Raw genomic sequence first — 18,106 nt, forward strand, 5'->3', positions numbered from 1 at the left:
GAGGTTCAGCCGCCATGTCTCGTCTTGTATCGCCGCTCTTACGCCCTGTCGTTCAAGGCCTTGCCATCACCTCTTGGGTGCTGCTGGCGGGATGTGGACTGTCCACTTCCCAAGATCTTGCCAAGCATGTCGAACCGGCCAGTGCCAAGCAACACAGCGAGCAGGCCCGCATCGAAGACGCTCTGGTCAAGCGTGTTGCCCCCGCGCCCATGGCAATACCCTTGATGATGAGCGATTCAGTGGCCAGCCTCTACCGCAGCGAACCCCGCGAGCAGTATGAAAACCTGCCGGAAAACCCGGTGCATCGCGTCGCTGAAATGCCGGTCTCCACCTTCAGCGTGGACGTCGATACCGGCAGCTACGCCAACGTACGACGTTTCCTCAACCAAGGTCGCCTGCCGCCTGAAGGCGCTGTGCGATTGGAGGAAATGGTCAATTACTTCCCCTACGACTATGCGCTGCCCACCGACGGCTCGCCCTTTGGTGTGACCACCGAAGTCGCCGCCACACCTTGGAACCCGCGCACGAAACTGCTGCGCATCGGCATCAAGGCATCCGACCGCGCCGTGGCGCAGCTGGCACCGGCCAACCTGGTGTTTTTGGTGGATGTGTCCGGCTCCATGGACCGCCGCGAAGGTTTGCCGCTGGTGAAAAGCACCCTGAAATTATTAGTGGATCAGTTGCGCGATCAAGACCGGGTGTCCCTGGTGGTCTATGCCGGTGAATCCCGTGTGGTGCTCAAACCGACCTCCGGCCGCGACAAGGCGAAGATCCGCAACGCCATCGACCAGCTCACCGCAGGCGGCTCCACGGCCGGCGCCTCGGGTATTGAAATGGCCTACCAGATGGCCCGCGAAGGGTTTATCGACAACGGCATCAACCGCATCCTGCTGGCCACCGACGGCGACTTCAACGTGGGCGTCAGTGACTTCGACAGCCTCAAGCAGATGGCGGTCGATCAGCGCAAAAGCGGCGTTTCACTCACCACCCTCGGTTTTGGGGTAGATAACTACAACGAACACCTGATGGAACAACTGGCCGACGCGGGCGACGGTAACTACGCCTATATCGATAACCTGCGTGAAGCGCGCAAGGTCCTGGTGGACCAGCTCAGCTCAACCTTGGCGATCGTCGCGCGGGATGTGAAGGTGCAGGTGGAATTCAACCCGGCCCAGGTCAGCGAATACCGTTTGCTCGGTTATGAAAACCGCGCCCTGAAGCGTGAAGATTTCAACAACGACAAAGTCGATGCCGGCGAAATTGGCGCAGGGCATACGCTGACGGCACTGTACGAAATAGTGCCCAAGGGCGAGAAGGGCTGGTTGGAGCCTTTGCGATACGCCAATGCGCCGACGGCCGAAAGCAAAACCGCTGAACTCGCGATGCTGCGGGTGCGCTACAAGCCCGCTTCGGGCGGTGACAGCCAGTTGATCGAACGCCCTATCGCCCACGTGCCCACCCAGGCCAGCGACGACCTGCGCTTCGCTGCCGCCGTGGCCGCTTTCGCCCAACAGCTCAAGGGCGATGGCCGCTACACTGGCAGCATGGGCTTGCAGGATACCGCCGCCCTGGCGCGCTCAGCCCGAGGCGACGATCCCTTCGGCTTGCGTAATGAATTCGTACAACTGGTCGAACTGGCCCAGAGCCTCAAACCCCGACCTTGAACACGACCACGATCAAATGTGGGAGGGGGCAAGCCCCCTCCCACACTTAGTCCTGCTTCGGCAGACAGAAGGAGTTCGCCCACGACATGGCCGTTCCAGATGATTCACCCAGCGACGAATCGCTGCTGGCCCGTTACCGAAGCGGCGACGGTGCCGCGTTCGAGGTGTTGTACACGCGCCACCGCCAGGGCTTGTACCGCTTTCTGGTGTCCCTGAGCAACAAGGCCGAGCTGGCCGAAGAGATTTACCAGGACACCTGGCTCAGCCTGATCCGCAGCGACACCCAGCCACAGGGCAGGGCGAGTTTTCGCACGTGGTTGTTCCAGATCGCCCGTAATCGCCTGATCGATCACTGGCGCAAACACGGCCTCCACAACCCCTTGCACGACAGTTACGATGAGCAACTGCATGCCCAGCCCGACCACAGCGCCGGCCCCGAGCAACAGTTGAGCCTCAGCCGCGACCAGGCCCGCCTCGATGCGGCCCTGCAAGACTTGCCCGAAGACCAGCGCGAAGTCCTCCTGCTGCGCCTGCACGGCGACCTCGAAGTGCCGCAAATCGCGGTCCTCACCGGTGCCCCGCTGGAAACCGTAAAAAGCCGCCTGCGTTACGCCCAGCAGAAACTGCGCCGCCTGCTGTCCGAGGAGATACCCGCATGACCGACTCCCGACACACCCCCGACACCGACGACGTGCTGATCCAGCATTTCCGTCAACACAGCACGGGTGAGCCGCCCGCGTCCCTCGACGCCTTCATCCTCGCCACCGCCCGCCGCGAAACCCCGGCCCCGCAGCCGAGCCTGTGGCAACGCTGGCTACAAGCCTGCCAACGCCCGCGCTGGCAAATGGCATTCGCCACCGTGGCCGGTTTGGCGCTGATGATCGGCGTGGTCTTGCGCTCGCCCGTGCCACAACCCGAAATCTCCACGGCGACATTCTCCGCCCCCCGCCCAGAAGCCGCCCGCCCCGCCCCGCAAGCGTTCTCCGCACCAGCGCCGATGGCACGCCTGGCTGTCGCGCCCAGGATCGAGCACGCGCCAGTCCAAGCAGAAGCCGCCGATGCGTTGGCGGATGAACCGGTCGCCAAACTCAGTCAGCGAGCGCCGGTTGCACTGCCTTCGTTGGAAGAGGAGTTGCAAGAGATTGTGAACCTGCGCCTGGCCGGGGAAAGCAAAGCAGCGGATGAAAAATTGTTGGCGCTGCATGAGCGCTTTCCCGAGGAGGACTTGCCGGCGCGGTTGGAGGCGTTGCAAAAGCGCTGAATCAACAGCCACAAAAAAGCCCCAGGTCTTTCGACCTGGGGCTTTTTCGTCTGTATCTGGTGCACCCGGCGGGATTCGAACCCACGACCCCTGCCTTCGGAGGGCAGTACTCTATCCAGCTGAGCTACGGATGCTTGTGCGGGCGACATCATACCCATGTCGACCAGATGCGTCCATTCCGGCGTTTTCACTGGCAAGCGTAGGCTGCGTTACTGAGAAAAGCGGCCATTTGCCACGTTCTTTCACAACTCCCCGCGCCGTACGTCCCTTTGTTTGCTTTGCTCTTGTGGCTTCAGCACTGCTGTCGCGCCGCAAATTCCTTCCCCTGGCCAGGTGAACGCATGCATTCCAAAGGATCCGTGATGCTCGATCTCCCGCTAAGACAAACCCTGCTTGCCCGCTCTGATCTGTTTCGAGGTATGCCGGAGCACTTGTTGCGCTACGCCGCCGTTCATATGGTGGAGCGCACGCTGGATGACCGTGAACTGCTCTATTTCAAGGATGACACGCTTGAGTTTATTGCACTGGTGGTGGAGGGCCGGATTTATTCGGTGGTGCATGGGCCGGATGGTCGGGAGCAGATCATTGGCAGTACGAGCGCAGGGCAGGTGGTGGGGGAGACGGCGTTGATCAAGGACCATGGCCGTGAGTCTTCGACGTTCGCCAGCGGCTCGACCCGTTTGCTGCAACTGGGCAGCCGACATTTTGCTCGGTTGTTTGAAGAGCCGGTGTTTCTGCGGCGGTTGTTGATGCTGATGATGGTGCGTTTGCTCCATGCCATCGAGTTGCTGGAGTTGGTGTGCCTGCATCGGCTGGAGTCGCGATTGGCGCGGTTTCTGTTGGCGAATATGGACGATATCGACCTGGCGCTGGCTATGCCGTGCGTGTCGTTGCCCGGCAGCCAGGGGGTGCTGGCGTCCATGCTTAACACCAGTCGTCCCAAGCTCAATGTTCAACTGCAACTGTGGCGCCGCAGCGGCCTGATCAGCGGCAGCCTGGAGCGGATGGTGATCAACGATCTCGAGCATTTGCGGCGCAAAGCCTTTGCCTTGAATTAGTTGTTGCAGTGTTCCCCAGGTAACAGCGCCCCCCTGTCGCGTCCTCGCAGACTGGCCCTTCATCAAGGACGCACAGGAGTGCTTACGATGGGGATGACTGTTCGGTTCAAGGATCAATGGGGCGCTGATGACCGTTTGTTCGAAGCGAGTTGGCGTGCAGTCGAGGTAGAACTCAAGCGCCGCGCCCTGCGGCGTGCCAAGGGCAATCAGGACCAGGGCCAGGAGTGGTTATCGGCCACGGCCATCAAGGCCCTGCTGTTTTTTCGGCGCTCGCCGGAGCGTATTCGCGACCCTCAAGGGTTTTTGTTTCTGGTGCTCGACCATGTGTTTCTCGACAGCCTGCGGCGCAGCAAGCGCGAGGGGCGGCTGATCGATCATTCGATTGACCTTGAGCGCGATCACCTGGCTGTGCTCGCCGCCCCCTGCGCGTCGGTGCTGGAGCGGGTGGAGTGTTATGAGCGCCTGGAACAGGTCGAGGCTCATGTGGCGCTCTTACCGATCTCGCAGCAGCGATTGTTTGAGATGCGTTTCATCGACGACCTGCCTTATCCGCAAATCGCCGCCGAACTGCAGGTCAAGCTGCCACTGGTGCGCAAGCGTGTGCAACTGCTGCGCAGTGCCTTGCGCTGAACCGCATTCACAGACCCTGGCGTGGGGCGTTCTAGTTGTATGAGCGCGTCACGCCGCCACCTTCCAAGCCCATGCCTGGGTAAATGCCATCAAGGAGAGATGTATGACAGAGGTCAACAGTCAGATCACCGACGCGGTAACCCAAACCAACGTCAAGGTGGTGGCAGAGGCGCCGGCCCAGGCCATCGCGTCGCTTTACCAGGTGGCCAGTAGCGCGGCGGGCCTGTCGTTGCAGAACGCGGTCAACAGTCAGCAGGCAATGAACCAGATTTCCAATGCGGTGATCTCCAAGGCCGTCGCGCTGATCATGCAGATTGGCGAGAAGGGCTGAGCCCTGGGGAGATTGATTATGTCGTGGTTCAGTAGAAAGAAACCCGCCCCCGCCTCCGCGCAAGCCGCCCCGGAAGCTGACCCACCCGCACCACCACCTGCGGCCCCGGCCCCGCGCTCAGTGATGGCGCGGATGAATGAGCACCTGCTCAACCAGGTGAGCACGCCGTCGGCCGATAGCACGGCGGCGCTCAACAGCCAGATTGTGCAGGCGGTGCAGTTCACCAATGCGCAGAACTTCGCCTATGCACCGGCGCAGATTGCGGTCCCGGCCGACATGATGATCAGCCAGGCGGCGGGGCTGGTGGCCCAGGCGGCGGCGGGGTATTTCGACGGCGTCAGCAAGATCGCGCTGGCGGCCCAGGCCGTGCTGCTCCAGCAAATGACCGAGAACATCGTCAACAACAAGCTGCCTGCCGCCGCCGAGGACGCATTGGGCGCGCTGGCCACCGACCTGCTGGTGGGTGCCGCTGCCGCCGTGGCCGCCGCTGCCGGGGCGATGGAAGCCGAAGCGGCCAGCGTGGCCATCGACAAGATTGACCAGAGCATCGCCAAGTACGCCGACACCTTGGCCAACCGGGCTGCGCCCGCGGCCTGAACCGAGCACAGCGCTGCAGATGCCTTCTGGAGCGGTGCAACAGCAACTTGAACGCAACTTTTCTTAAGTGAGGAGCGACATCATGCAGCCTGGAGATATTATTTTTTCGGTGAAACAAGAAGAAGACAGCGCAACGCGAGCGTTCATTCGCGCAGGCCAACTGGTCAAGGCCAAGGTGTTTTCGCAGGATACGACGCACCTGAATGTGGTTCACCCGGCGATTGCAGTGAGCGACACACTGGTGATTGAAAGCGTGGGTGAGGGGCTGTCGTTGACCGACCTCAGCCTTGAAAAGCCTCCGCGTTCCGCGATGGTGTTCTCCTGTGTGAGCAGTGAGTTGGGCGAGGCGGCGGCCCTGGCGGCCAAGCAGTTCTATTTCGACAAAGTCAGCGGCGATATCCGTGGCCGTTACAGCGTGTGGAACGCGATGATTTCAGCCTTTCGGCGCTGGACCTCCGATACCACGCTGGTAGAGCGCATCAATGAGTCGGTGGCGATTGGCAACGGCTCGTTCTGTTCCCAGTTCGCGGCCAACTGCTATGAAGTCGGCAACCTCTATAACGAGGCCAATCTGGTGCCGCCACCACCGGCCATTTTCGGTAACCAACCTAGCGCCATTACGCCCGCAGAGCTGGCGACGTTCTGTGATGCCTCGGCGTATTTCTACTTCGCCGGCTTCTGGCAAGACAACGTCGAGGTGCGGCTTTAGCGGCCCTTTCGCCGGCAACGTACTGCCTGAGGAAATCGAAATGGTTCCCCGACCCAACCCGTCTGTCCTGCCCGCTGCTGATCGCCAACGGCTTGAAGCGATGCTGCGCAACCCGCAGATCTTCGCCGGAACGCCACAAGCCATCGTTGACGAAACCCTCAAGCGCGCCACCCAGGTGCTTGAGCAGTCGAAGGCCAATGAGCAGGCGTTAAAACTCGCCGCCGAGCAGCGTGAAGCGGCGCTACGCCAAATGCTGGAAGGTGCGGTTCCGGACCGGGAGGCACAGCGCCAGGAAGTGAACGCGCTGATCCAAACCTTGATCGCGCAGATTGAAGCGGCGTTGGACCCCGCTGCAAAACCTTGAATGACACACGCTTCACAGCCCTTGTTTCGCAACGTTCATTCATGAACACGGAATGCACCGTGTACTAAATAAGGAAATTGATCATGGCAACTGTCAACGAGCAAATCACCGACGCGGTCACGCAGACCAACGTCAAAGTGGTAGCCGAATCGCCAGCGATGGCGATGAGCACCATCTACCAATCGATGGCGCAGGCCACGGCGATTCTGTTCCAGAACGCTGTGTCGGCCCAGCAGCAGCAAAACACCCTGGCCCAGGCGGCCACCAACCAGGGCGTCATGCAGATCTACAGCGTCGATACCACGGCTGGCGCGGCGGCTACCGAAAAAGTCGCCCAGGGCGGCGTGTCGGATAACCTCACCAGCCTGTTGACCGTGCTCAAGTCCTTCCAGGCTTAAGCACTGAGCGATAACGGATGTTGTTCTTTCCCAAACCAGGAGTTCCAACCATGAGCACAGTCAGCCCGCAAATCACCGACGCCGTCACCCAGACTAACGTTAAGGTCGTTGCCGAATCGCCCGCGATGGCGATGAGCACGATCTACCAATCCATGGGCCAGGCCACGGCGATCCTGTTCCAGAACTCGGTCTCGGCCCAACAGCAACAAAATACCCTGGCCCAGGCCGCCACCAACCAGGGCGTGATGCAGATCTACAGCGTCGACACCACCGCTGGCGCGGCGGCCACCGAAAAAGTTGCGCAAGGCGGCGTGGCCGACAACCTGACCAGCCTGTTGACCATCCTCAAATCGTTCCAAGCTTAAGCCGTAACCGCCCCCGACACCCCCGTCGCCCGCAAGGCGCCGGGGGTGTTGTCGTTTGATCCGAAAGATGGGGCAAATGCGCCGTTTTCGTTCTTTTTTTCGAACAGACTATTGCCCTGTACCCCCATTGATCCTAGGATTCGTTTGAGATTTCAAACGCTCTGTCTCCCGTGCGCCGTTCAATAATCACGCGTGCTGGGGCTGATTTCCCTGACGGCAGCCCACAAGGCGCCTTTCAACAACTCTAATTCGCTCCGCGTGCGCGCGGTGCTGTTAAGGAAAGCCGACATGCAGCTCAAAGATACCCAGTTGTTCCGCCAGCAAGCCTTTATCGATGGCGCTTGGGTCGATGCGGACAACGGTCAAACCATCAAGGTCAACAACCCGGCCACGGGCGAAATTCTCGGTACCGTGCCGAAGATGGGCGCCGCAGAAACCCGCCGCGCCATCGAAGCCGCCGACAAGGCCCTGCCGGCCTGGCGCGCACTGACCGCCAAGGAGCGCGCCAACAAGCTGCGCCGTTGGTTCGAACTGTTGATCGAAAACCAGGACGACCTGGGTCGCCTGATGACCCTCGAGCAAGGCAAGCCGCTGGCCGAAGCCAAGGGCGAAATTGTCTACGCCGCCTCCTTTATCGAGTGGTTTGCCGAAGAAGCCAAGCGCATCTACGGCGACGTGATTCCTGGCCACCAGCCCGACAAGCGCCTGATCGTGATCAAGCAGCCCATCGGCGTGACCGCAGCCATTACGCCGTGGAACTTCCCGGCGGCGATGATCACCCGTAAAGCCGGCCCGGCCCTGGCCGCCGGTTGCACCATGGTGATCAAGCCGGCTTCGCAAACCCCGTTCTCGGCCCTGGCTCTGGTTGAGCTGGCGCACCGCGCCGGTATCCCTAAAGGCGTGTTGAGCGTGGTCACCGGCAGCGCTGGCGACATCGGCGGCGAGCTGACCAGCAACCCAATCGTGCGTAAATTGTCCTTCACTGGCTCGACCGAAATCGGTCGCCAGCTGATGGCCGAATGCGCCAAGGACATCAAGAAAGTCTCCCTGGAGCTGGGCGGCAACGCGCCGTTCATCGTGTTCGACGACGCCGACCTGGATAAGGCCGTCGAAGGCGCGATCATCTCCAAGTACCGCAACAACGGCCAGACCTGCGTCTGTGCCAACCGCCTGTACATCCAGGATTCGGTGTACGACGCGTTCGCTGAAAAACTCAAAGTGGCCGTGACCAAACTCAAGATCGGCAACGGTCTGGAAGAAGGCACCACCACTGGCCCGCTGATCGACGAAAAAGCCGTGGCCAAGGTTCAGGAACACATTGCCGATGCCCTGAGCAAAGGCGCCAAGTTGTTGGCCGGTGGCAAGGTGATGGAAGGTAACTTCTTCGAGCCGACCATCCTGGTCGACGTGCCGAAAAACGCCGCCGTGGCCAAGGAAGAAACCTTCGGCCCGCTGGCGCCGCTGTTCCGTTTCAAGGACGAAGCCGAAGTGATCGCGATGTCCAACGACACCGAGTTCGGCCTGGCGTCCTACTTCTATGCCCGTGACCTGGGCCGTGTGTTCCGTGTGGCTGAAGCCCTGGAATACGGCATGGTCGGCGTCAACACCGGGTTGATCTCCAACGAAGTGGCGCCGTTCGGCGGTATCAAGGCTTCGGGCCTGGGCCGTGAAGGCTCCAAATACGGGATCGAGGATTACCTGGAAATCAAATACCTCTGCCTGGGCATCTAAGCCCGGCAAGGCATTGCTGCAAACGCAAAGGGCACGAGAGCGCTGACCCTTTGCGTGTTTCAAGACGTTATTCGTAGTGGCCGGGAAAGCTGTGGCAGTCGATCATCGCATGCTGCCGTAGTTGCCTCCCCGCCACGTATTCCTTGGACCGCGCCACCCGATGAGTGGCGAATGAGGACTTTATGAGCAAGACCAACGCATCCCTGATGAAACGCCGTGAAGCCGCTGTACCGCGCGGTGTTGGCCAGATTCACCCGATCTTCGCCGAATCCGCGAAGAACGCCACCGTGACCGACGTTGAAGGTCGCGAGTTCATCGACTTCGCCGGTGGTATCGCCGTGCTGAACACCGGCCACGTGCACCCGAAAATCATCGCGGCCGTGACCGAGCAACTGAACAAGCTGACCCACACTTGCTTCCAGGTACTGGCCTACGAGCCTTACGTGGAGCTGTGCGAAAAAGTGAACGCCAAGGTGCCGGGCGACTTCGCCAAGAAAACCCTGCTGGTCACCACCGGTTCCGAAGCCGTTGAGAACGCCGTGAAAATCGCCCGCGCCGCCACTGGCCGTGCCGGCGTGATCGCGTTCACCGGTGCTTACCACGGTCGTACCATGATGACCCTGGGCCTCACCGGTAAAGTCGTGCCGTACTCGGCCGGCATGGGCCTGATGCCAGGCGGTATTTTCCGCGCGCTGTACCCTAACGAACTGCATGGCGTGAGCGTTGACGACGCCATCGCCAGCATCGAGCGCATCTTCAAGAACGATGCCGAGCCGCGTGATATCGCTGCCATCATCATCGAGCCGGTACAGGGTGAAGGCGGTTTCTACGTCGCGCCGAAAGCCTTCATGAAGCGCCTGCGCGAACTGTGCGACAAGCACGGCATCCTGCTGATCGCCGACGAAGTGCAAACCGGTGCCGGCCGTACCGGTACTTTCTTTGCCATGGAGCAGATGGGCGTTGCCGCCGACCTGACCACCTTCGCCAAATCCATCGCTGGCGGCTTCCCGCTGGCCGGTGTGTGCGGCAAGGCTGAATACATGGACGCCATCGCCCCAGGCGGCCTGGGCGGCACGTACGCCGGTAGCCCGATCGCTTGCGCCGCGGCCTTGGCCGTGATGGAAGTGTTTGAAGAAGAGCACCTGTTGGATCGCTGCAAGGCAGTTGGAGAGCGTCTGGTCACTGGCCTCAAGGCCATCCAGGCCAAGTACCCGGTGATCGGTGACGTACGCGCCCTGGGCGCGATGATCGCGGTCGAGCTGTTCGAAGAGGGCGACAGCCACAAGCCCAATGCGGCAGCCGTCGCCGCTGTGGTGGCCAAGGCGCGTGACAAGGGCCTGATCCTGTTGTCTTGCGGTACCTACGGCAACGTGTTGCGCGTACTGGTGCCGCTGACCTCGCCGGACGAGCAGTTGGACAAAGGCTTGGCGATCATTGAAGACTGCTTCGCAGAGCTTTAAGCGGCAAGCTACAAGCTGCAAGTGATGCACCGCTTGCAGCTTGCAGCTTAAAACTTGCCGCTCAAAGAAGCCGCCCGTGAACAAAAAAACAGCTTAGGCGGTTTTTTTTGCTCACGGGCGGCTTCTTTGTCTAAGGTGCAGCATTGCCGATGGAGCGTGCTGGATGACTGCTGTTGATTTACCGGCTGTGCCGCGAGTGTTGATTGCCGAGGCGGACCCTTGGTCGCGGGATCTGCTCAAGCAAGTGTTGCTGAATGTGCGTTGTGACGCACGGTTGGATGTGTGCGCGGATGGGCAGCAGGCTGCCACGCTGTTGCGCGAAAAAACCTACGATCTGATCTTGGCGGACTGGGAGCTTCCGGGCGTCGATGGCCTGAGCCTGTTGCGCAATGTGCGCCAGCAGCGACGGACCCCCGCGCTGCCGTTTATTCTGCTGAGCAGTCGCAATGACAGCGCCAGCGTGCGCGAAGCCTTGCCCCTGGCGCCCACCGCCTATCTGACGCGCCCGCTGAACATGGAAGGGCTGACCCAGCGCCTGCAAGACCTGCTGCTTAACGAAGGCGAAAGTGTGTATTGCGAGATACCCCCGTTGGCGCCGGGAATGACCTTGCCGGCGTTCCTGGAGCGTCGCCGCGAAGTCGCCGATGGTGCGCCGTTACGGGTGGACGTAAAAGCCGCCGTACAGCACAGCCTTGCGCCGCAAGGGCTGGACCTCAAGCATCTGGAAGAGCAAGTGCGCATGGACCCGCAAATCACCGCTGTGCTGATCGCCGCGGCCAACAGCGCCGGGCACCATGGCACGCCTGTGCAAACCCTGTCGGCCGCGCTGCATAAGTTGGTGCCCGGGCAGAGCATGAACCTCATCCTGGGTCTGGCCCTCAAGCACAATGTAGTGCTGGGCGACCCTGCGTTGGTGGACTACGCCGAGCGTCACTGGCAGTTGTCCCAGGACACCGCCGACTATGCCCGGCGCCTGGCGCGCATGCTGGAGCTGGACCACGAGCGCTGCTACTGCGCCGGTATTCTGCATCGGCTGGGTGATTTGGCCTTGTTGCGCTGCCTGGAAGATTGGCGCTTGGGCGGCGGTGCATTGGATAACGAAGCCATTGGCGAGTCCCTCGATACCTTTGGCGCGGCCTACGGTTCGGCGTTACGGACGCGCTGGCGCTTGCCGCTGGAGCTGCGCCAATTGATCGCGGCGACCTACTCACTCGAAGGCGGGGTGTATTCGCGGGAGGCGCTGGTGGTGAACCTGGCGGCGCAAATGGCGCGGCTGACTGAGCATGAAGGGCTGGAAGCCCTGGCCGGGAGCAAGACTGCGCGGTTGCTCAAAGTCGGGCTGTCGGAGCTGACGCGGGTGCGCAAAAACTAGCAGGTCATGAATTTCAAATATGGGAGGGCGCTTGTGTGGGAGGGGGCTTGCTCCCGATTGCAGTGTGCCAGTTGATGAACATCTCGACTGACACTCCGCCATCGGGAGCAAGCCCCCTCCCACATGGTTGACCGCGTTTTAGCCCTCTATAACGCGGTTTTTACCCAGGCGCTTGGCCTCATACATCGCGGCATCGGCCCGGGCGAACAGGCTGTCCAGGGTCGAGTCGTCTTCACGCAGGCCGGCCAGCCCCTGGCTGACGGTCACGGTGAAATCCCGGCCTTCAGCGTTGAAGCTCAGCGCCTGGATCTCCTTTCCCAGCCGTTCGGCCACCTGCAGGGCCATGTCTGGCGCACAACCGGGCAGCACGACGGCGAATTCTTCGCCGCCAATGCGCCCGAACAGGTCGCCACGACGCAGCACCCGAAGGCCACACTCGGCGATGCGTCGCAGCACCTGGTCGCCCTCCAGATGGCCGTAGGTGTCGTTGACGTCCTTGAAATCATCGATGTCCAGCAACAGGAACGCCAACGGTGTGCCTTGGGTGCAGGCGTTGTCGAAAGCTTGGTTGGCGCATTCGAAGAAGTGTCGGCGGTTGCTGCTCTGGGTCAGCACGTCGGTGGTGGCGAGGCGGTGCAGTTCCAGCTCCAGCAACTTTTTTTCGGTGATGTCCTCCGCGATACCGACCACGGTCAGCGGTTCTCCGGGCACCACCTGCTGGTTGATGTAGCACTTGTCACAGAGCCAGCGGATTTGCCCGTCTGCGGTGATGATGCGGTACTCGCGGTCTTCCACGGCACCCTGCTCCAGCACGCGGGTCAGGCTGTGCTCGGCGTAGTCGGAGTCTTCGGGGTGAATGCTGTTGCGCCATTCCCGGTGGTCGGCCAGCAGTAAGCCGGCTGAACGGCCAAATATGCGCTCGTAGGCCGGGCTCACGTACAACACGCGGCGGGTTTCCCAATCGATGGCCCAGAGCACGGCATTCACGCTGACCAGCAGTGAACTGAGCAGTTGTTCACGTTCACTGAGCCGCTCGACTTCACCCTGGGCATGCATCAGTGCCAACAGGGTCGCCGCCGCAGCCGGACGCGGCGGTTCGGCAGTGGGCACATCGGGCAGGCAGTGGGTTTCGTGAACCATCGGAACAACTCTCTCTGGGCGCGCCGCAGGATGGAGCGGCGGTCACTACAAGGGGTCACCATGATGGCGAAGTGTTCTTTGAGAGAGGGGAATTGCGGTGAAGTTCCGTGATCGTGATGGATTGACGGTGCCCGGAAAATGGCGCCAAAAAGCCAGTGAGTGGGAGGGCAGCCCCTCCCACTCTTCCATCAGGCCGCCGCAGGGCGCAGCGAATAGGTCTTCAGTTGGTGGGCGAAATCGCGCAGGGACTGAATGCCACTGGCCTCGGCCTCATGTACCCATTCCTTGATCGCGGCGAGCATATCGTGGCCGTTGGAACTGGTCTTGAGCCAGATCTGCTGCAACGCCAGGCGCTTTTCATAGATCACGGTCAGCGCATGGCTGTGTTCCAGCATGCTCTGGATACGCACGTGGTGGCGGTCATCCAGCAAGCTGGTTTCCCGCGACAGCAGGCGTTTGGCGCGATGGAACTGGTGGCGCACCGAATGATCGACCTTCTCCAGCTCCTGCTTGACCAGCGGGCCAATCACCAACTTGCGGTACTGGGCCATGATCTGGAAGCGGTTGTTGAGGATCGCCATGGCGGTGTCCATGTCCAGGTGGCCCTTGCCTTCGACGCGGTGGGCGATGGGGGCGACGCGCTGCACCTTGGCCAGGCGCAGGAAGCTGAACACTTTGATCCAGGCCCAACCCAGGTCGAACTCCCACTTCTTCACCGACAGCTTGGCCGAGTTCGGGTAGGTATGGTGGTTGTTGTGCAGCTCTTCGCCGCCGACGATGATGCCCCACGGCACCAGGTTGGTGGCGGCGTCACGGCATTCGAAGTTGCGATAGCCCACGGCATGGCCCAGGCCGTTGATCACACCGGCGGCCCAGAACGGAATCCACATCATCTGGATCGCCCAGATGGTGATGCCGATGGTGCCGAACAGCAGCAGGTCGATCACGCCCATGATCGCCACGCCCAGCAGTGGATAAGGCGTGTAGAGCTTGCGTTCGATCCAGTCGTCCGGGCAGTTCTTGCCGTAGATGCGCAGGGTCTCGGGGTTTTCCGCCTCGGCGCGGTACAGCTCGGCGCCTTTGCGCAGAACGGTAGACAAGCCTTTGACCACCGGGCTGTGCGGGTCGTCGACGGTTTCGCATTTGGCGTGGTGCTTGCGGTGGATGGCGGTCCACTCACGGGTGTTCTGTGCCGTGGTCAGCCACAGCCAGAAGCGGAAGAAGTGTTTCAGGCCGGCATTGAGCTCCAGGGAGCGATGGGCTGAATAACGGTGCAGATAGACGGTGACCCCAACAATGGTCACGTGGGTCATCAACAGCGTGACTGCCACCAGTTGCCAGGCTGACAGGTCAAGAAAACCGTTGTACCACATAGGCTGTATGGCCCTCAGATAAAGAAAAAAACAGCTCACGCATTATCACTAAGCCTACAGAGAAAACCAGCCGCCCTTTCAGATAGGAGTGACCGGATGTTTCTTATTCTATAATCCGCAGCCTTTGTAGGGCGATTTTGTTTTTTTGGTAAGGATTACTGACCATATGCCGTATTCGTACCGAGGTGCCTTGCGTGTGGGGCTGGTATACCTGCTGGTTTCCGTTGTGTGGCTCCAGCTCAGTCATCTGCTATTGATCAACTTTCTCGATGAGCCGCAGGAATTAGTGCGCTGGTTGCAGATGCGCGGCTATGTGTGGGTGGCCCTCAGCGCACTGACCATCTACCTGCTATGCACCCGTTTTGCTCGTGCCCACCAGTTGCAGCAACCCTTGAAGGAAAACCGCGAACGCCTGCGCCAGGCGGCCGCCGTGTTCGACTGCACCCGTGAAGGGGTGTTGGTCACCGACACCCAGGGGCTGATCGTGCACGTCAACCGAGCGTTTATCGAGATCACGGGCTACCGGCGCGAAGACGTCATGGGCAAGCGGCCAAGCCTGTTCAAATCCGGACGCCACTCGTCGAATTTTTACCAACAGATGTTCCAGACCCTCGAACAGTGCGGCGAATGGAGCGGCGAAATCTGGAACCGACGCAAAAGCGGCGAAATTTATCCACAGTGGCAAACCATCCGCGTCATTCATGATGACCTGGGGCATGTCAGCCATTACGTCGCCGTGTTCTCCGATATCAGCGCAATCAAGGACTCGGAACACGAATTGGCGCACCTGGCTCATCACGACCCGCTGACTGACCTGCCCAACCGCCTGCTGTTCACCGACCGCGCCGAGCAGGCGCTGGCCTCGGCGCAAGTGCACAAGCGTGGCTGTGCCCTGCTGCTGATGGACCTGGACCACTTCAAGATCATCAATGACAGCCTTGGCCATAACGTCGGCGATCAATTGCTCAAGTTAGTGGCCGAACGGCTCAGGGGCCTGTTCGGGCCTGGAGTGACCCTGGCACGTCTGGGTGGGGATGAGTTCGCCGTGCTGGCGGAAAGTTGTCCACAGGTGGTGCAGGCGGCCGCCTTGGCGCAACGCATGCTCAATGCCATGAAGGAACCGTTCATTTTTGACGGCAACCAGCTATTTATCAGCGCCAGTATTGGCATCAGCCTGTTTCCCAGCGACGCCCTGAGCGCTGAACAATTACTGCGTAACGCTGACTCTGCGTTGTTCAAGGCCAAGAGCGCGGGCCGCGAAGGCTACGCCTTGTACACCGAAGAGTTGACCGCCCATGCGCAAAATCGCGTGGAAATCGCCAGCGAGCTGCGTCGTGCCCTCGACCAGCACGAGCTGCGTGTCTATTACCAGCCTGTGCACGACCTGCATGACAGCCGCCTGGTTGGCGTCGAAGCCCTGGTGCGCTGGCAACATCCTGAACGTGGCTTGGTGCCGCCGGGTGAGTTCATCCCCATCGCTGAGCGGACCGGGCTGATTGCTGACATCGACGCTTGGGTCATGGACCAGGCGTGCCGCCAGATGTGCCAATGGCTGGCTGACGGTGCGCCGCTGAGCTTTATTGCGGTCAATGTCTCCAGCCGCTTGTTCGCCCGGCGCGAGTTGTATGAGCAGGTGGCGCAGGTGCTGCACGCCACCGGCCTGGACCCGGCGTACCTTGAGTTGGAGGTCACCGAAAGCGCGGTGATGGAAGACCCTGAAGTGGCCCTTGAGCAACTGCACCGCCTGCGCGAGTTGGGCTTGCGCCTGGCGATAGACGATTTCGGCACCGGCTATTCTTCTCTGTTGCGCCTCAAGCGCCTGCCGGTGCAGAAGCTCAAGATCGACCAAGGGTTTGTCGCCGGGTTGCCGTGGGACGAAGACGACGCCGCCATCGTGCGCGTGGTGATCGCCCTGGCGAAAAGCATGGGCATGCAGGTGCATGCCGAAGGGATCGAGCAGGTGGAGCAGGCGCGCTTCCTGCTGGACCAGGAATGTGACATGGGGCAGGGGTATTGGTTTGGACGGCCGATGCCGGCCGGCGATATCGACTGGACCCGAGCCCCCCCCATTCAAACTTGAAATGCATTCAATTGTGGGAGGGGGCTTGCTCCCGATAGCGGTGTATCAGGTTAGAAACCTTGGCTGACCCACCGCCATCGGGAGCAAGCCCCCTCCCACATGATTTCAGTGTCTGTATGCAAATTCCGCTCGCAACTCCATGGCCCGTCAGAAAATTCTTTCTGGTTATATAAACATTCTTAAATAGTATTTTTAAGAATATCCGCGCTTATCTACTATCGCCCTCACGCCGCAAGCAGTGCCGCCACTGCGAGGCACTATTCATTTCAGGAGCGAGACCATGAGCGCATCTCTACGTAGCGTCGACGGCCAGGACGAAGCAGCCATTTTGCGTGAGATCCAGAGCGCCTTGCGCGATCTGCGGTTTGGCGCGGTGGAAATCACGGTGCACAACGCCCAAGTGGTACAGATCGAACGCAAGGAAAAATTCCGTTTGCAGAACCCGGGTAACAAACCGAATTAAGCAGTCACGGCGATTCGCCCCTTATAAGAAAAAGCCCACACCCCAGCATTTCAGGAGCCTTCTATGTCGTCGATTCGCCGTTACGCCCTGGCCGCACTGGCCAGTGCCGTGTTTGCCGGTTCCGCCGTTGCCAAGGACTACGAGTTGCTCAACGTCTCGTACGATCCGACCCGTGAGCTGTACCAGGACTACAACGCTGAGTTCACCCACTTCTGGAAGCAGTCCCACCCAGGCGACAACGTCAAGATCCAGCAGTCCCATGGTGGCTCGGGCAAGCAGGGCCGGGCGGTGATCGACGGCCTGCGCGCCGACGTGGTGACCCTGGCCCTGGCCGGTGACATCGACGAAATCGCCAAGCTGGGCAAGACCCTTCCGGAAAACTGGCAAACCCGCCTGCCGGATGCCAGCACGCCCTACACCTCGACCATCGTGTTCCTGGTGCGCAAGGGCAACCCCAAGGGCATCAAGGACTGGGGCGACCTGATCAAGAAAGACGTGTCGGTGATCACCCCCAACCCGAAAACGTCCGGCGGTGCACGCTGGAACTTCCTTGCCGCCTGGGCCTACGGCCTGAAAACCGGTGGCAGCGAAGCTAAGGCCCAGGAATACGTCAAGGAACTGTTCAAGCATGTGCCGATCCTCGATACCGGTGCACGCGGTTCCACGATTACCTTCGTCAACAACGGTCAGGGCGATGTGTTGCTGGCCTGGGAGAACGAAGCGTTTCTGGCGTTGAAAGAAGACGGCGGCGCCGACAAGTTCGACATTGTCGTGCCTTCGCTGTCGATCCTTGCCGAACCGCCGGTGGCCGTGGTCGACAAGAACGCTGAGAAAAAGGGCAATACCGAGATCGCCACTGAATACCTCAAGCACCTGTACAGCCCGGCTGGCCAGGAGATTGCGGCGAAGAACTTCTACCGCCCACGCGATGAGAAAATCGCCGCCAAATACGCCCAACAGTTCCCTAAACTGGACCTGGTGACGATCGACAAAGATTTCGGCGGCTGGAAAACGGCCCAACCGAAATTCTTTAACGACGGTGGCGTGTTCGACCAGATTTACACGGCCCAGTAAGCCGAACTCCCTGTAGGCGCCTGCTTTTCCAGGCCC

The 18,106-nt window shown here is 60.7% G+C and carries 19 protein-coding genes and 1 tRNA gene; 17 read left to right on the top strand and 3 right to left on the bottom strand.

Going from position 1 to position 18,106, the window contains the following annotated elements; all coding sequences use genetic code 11:
- Window positions 1-14 precede the first annotated feature (14 nt).
- The 3 genes from M5B43_RS21700 (at window position 15) to M5B43_RS21710 (ending at window position 2,925) form a co-directional block, all read left to right on the top strand.
- Window positions 15-1,664 carry a VWA domain-containing protein gene (locus M5B43_RS21700; RefSeq protein WP_248751998.1) on the top strand — a complete coding sequence of 550 codons (1,650 nt, stop codon included), beginning with the start codon at window positions 15-17 and terminating at the stop codon, window positions 1,662-1,664.
- Window positions 1,665-1,750: 86 nt separating this feature from the next.
- The gene (locus M5B43_RS21705) at window positions 1,751-2,323 is read left to right on the top strand and encodes an RNA polymerase sigma factor (RefSeq protein WP_248751999.1); all 573 of its coding nucleotides are present in this window, start codon (window positions 1,751-1,753) and stop codon (window positions 2,321-2,323) included.
- Window positions 2,320-2,925 (top strand): hypothetical protein, encoded by a 606-nt coding sequence (locus M5B43_RS21710; RefSeq protein ID WP_248752000.1) that lies wholly within the window; start codon window positions 2,320-2,322, stop codon window positions 2,923-2,925. Before M5B43_RS21705 ends, M5B43_RS21710 begins: the two co-directional genes overlap by 4 nt.
- A 57-nt stretch (window positions 2,926-2,982) precedes the next feature.
- Here the strand turns inward: M5B43_RS21710 and M5B43_RS21715 are convergent.
- Window positions 2,983-3,059 (bottom strand) — tRNA-Arg (locus M5B43_RS21715).
- A 207-nt stretch (window positions 3,060-3,266) separates the two neighbouring features.
- Here M5B43_RS21715 and M5B43_RS21720 point away from each other — a divergent pair.
- The 11 genes from M5B43_RS21720 (at window position 3,267) to M5B43_RS21770 (ending at window position 11,940) form a co-directional block, all read left to right on the top strand.
- Entirely contained in the window at window positions 3,267-3,983 is a 717-nt protein-coding gene (locus tag M5B43_RS21720) for a Crp/Fnr family transcriptional regulator (protein WP_248752001.1), read from the top strand.
- 87 nt (window positions 3,984-4,070) lie between these two features.
- Window positions 4,071-4,613, top strand: a complete 543-nt coding sequence (locus tag M5B43_RS21725) for a sigma factor-like helix-turn-helix DNA-binding protein (protein ID WP_248752002.1) — start codon at window positions 4,071-4,073, stop codon at window positions 4,611-4,613.
- A 103-nt stretch (window positions 4,614-4,716) separates the two neighbouring features.
- The gene (locus tag M5B43_RS21730; RefSeq protein ID WP_003187543.1) at window positions 4,717-4,944 is read left to right on the top strand and encodes a RebB family R body protein; all 228 of its coding nucleotides are present in this window, start codon (window positions 4,717-4,719) and stop codon (window positions 4,942-4,944) included.
- Between the two features lie 18 nt (window positions 4,945-4,962).
- Window positions 4,963-5,541 (top strand): hypothetical protein, encoded by a 579-nt coding sequence (locus M5B43_RS21735; protein WP_248752003.1) that lies wholly within the window; start codon window positions 4,963-4,965, stop codon window positions 5,539-5,541.
- Between the two features lie 82 nt (window positions 5,542-5,623).
- Entirely contained in the window at window positions 5,624-6,250 is a 627-nt protein-coding gene (locus M5B43_RS21740; protein ID WP_248752004.1) for a hypothetical protein, read from the top strand.
- A gap of 40 nt (window positions 6,251-6,290) precedes the next feature.
- The gene (locus tag M5B43_RS21745; protein WP_248752005.1) at window positions 6,291-6,614 is read left to right on the top strand and encodes a hypothetical protein; all 324 of its coding nucleotides are present in this window, start codon (window positions 6,291-6,293) and stop codon (window positions 6,612-6,614) included.
- An 83-nt stretch (window positions 6,615-6,697) separates the two neighbouring features.
- Window positions 6,698-7,012 carry a RebB family R body protein gene (locus tag M5B43_RS21750; RefSeq protein ID WP_248752006.1) on the top strand — a complete coding sequence of 105 codons (315 nt, stop codon included), beginning with the start codon at window positions 6,698-6,700 and terminating at the stop codon, window positions 7,010-7,012.
- Window positions 7,013-7,062: 50 nt separating this feature from the next.
- Entirely contained in the window at window positions 7,063-7,377 is a 315-nt protein-coding gene (locus M5B43_RS21755; RefSeq protein ID WP_248752007.1) for a RebB family R body protein, read from the top strand.
- Between the two features lie 288 nt (window positions 7,378-7,665).
- Window positions 7,666-9,108, top strand: a complete 1,443-nt coding sequence (gabD, locus tag M5B43_RS21760) for an NADP-dependent succinate-semialdehyde dehydrogenase (RefSeq protein WP_248752008.1) — start codon at window positions 7,666-7,668, stop codon at window positions 9,106-9,108.
- A gap of 182 nt (window positions 9,109-9,290) precedes the next feature.
- The gene (gene gabT, locus M5B43_RS21765) at window positions 9,291-10,568 is read left to right on the top strand and encodes a 4-aminobutyrate--2-oxoglutarate transaminase (RefSeq protein ID WP_248752009.1); all 1,278 of its coding nucleotides are present in this window, start codon (window positions 9,291-9,293) and stop codon (window positions 10,566-10,568) included.
- Window positions 10,569-10,731: 163 nt separating this feature from the next.
- Entirely contained in the window at window positions 10,732-11,940 is a 1,209-nt protein-coding gene (locus M5B43_RS21770; RefSeq protein WP_248752010.1) for an HDOD domain-containing protein, read from the top strand.
- Window positions 11,941-12,078: 138 nt separating this feature from the next.
- On the opposite strand, the gene M5B43_RS21775 is transcribed toward M5B43_RS21770, so the two are convergent.
- Complete coding sequence (locus M5B43_RS21775) at window positions 12,079-13,080, bottom strand: sensor domain-containing diguanylate cyclase (protein WP_248752011.1); 1,002 nt, start codon at window positions 13,078-13,080, stop codon at window positions 12,079-12,081.
- 188 nt (window positions 13,081-13,268) lie between these two features.
- A complete protein-coding gene (gene desA, locus M5B43_RS21780) occupies window positions 13,269-14,453 on the bottom strand; it encodes a delta-9 fatty acid desaturase DesA (RefSeq protein ID WP_248752012.1) in 1,185 nt (394 codons plus the stop codon).
- Between the two features lie 166 nt (window positions 14,454-14,619).
- On the opposite strand from desA, the gene dibA reads away from it, so the two are divergent.
- The 3 genes from dibA (at window position 14,620) to M5B43_RS21795 (ending at window position 18,070) form a co-directional block, all read left to right on the top strand.
- Window positions 14,620-16,533, top strand: coding sequence for a phosphodiesterase DibA (gene dibA, locus M5B43_RS21785; RefSeq protein ID WP_248752013.1), 1,914 nt, complete (start codon window positions 14,620-14,622; stop codon window positions 16,531-16,533).
- 280 nt (window positions 16,534-16,813) lie between these two features.
- A complete protein-coding gene (gene oscA, locus M5B43_RS21790) occupies window positions 16,814-16,996 on the top strand; it encodes a sulfur starvation response protein OscA (protein ID WP_060755534.1) in 183 nt (60 codons plus the stop codon).
- A 63-nt stretch (window positions 16,997-17,059) separates the two neighbouring features.
- Complete coding sequence (locus M5B43_RS21795; RefSeq protein WP_248752014.1) at window positions 17,060-18,070, top strand: sulfate ABC transporter substrate-binding protein; 1,011 nt, start codon at window positions 17,060-17,062, stop codon at window positions 18,068-18,070.
- Window positions 18,071-18,106: the final 36 nt, after the last annotated feature.

The sequence above is a fragment of the Pseudomonas sp. MWU15-20650 genome (assembly GCF_023242475.1).
Taxonomy (GTDB): domain Bacteria; phylum Pseudomonadota; class Gammaproteobacteria; order Pseudomonadales; family Pseudomonadaceae; genus Aquipseudomonas.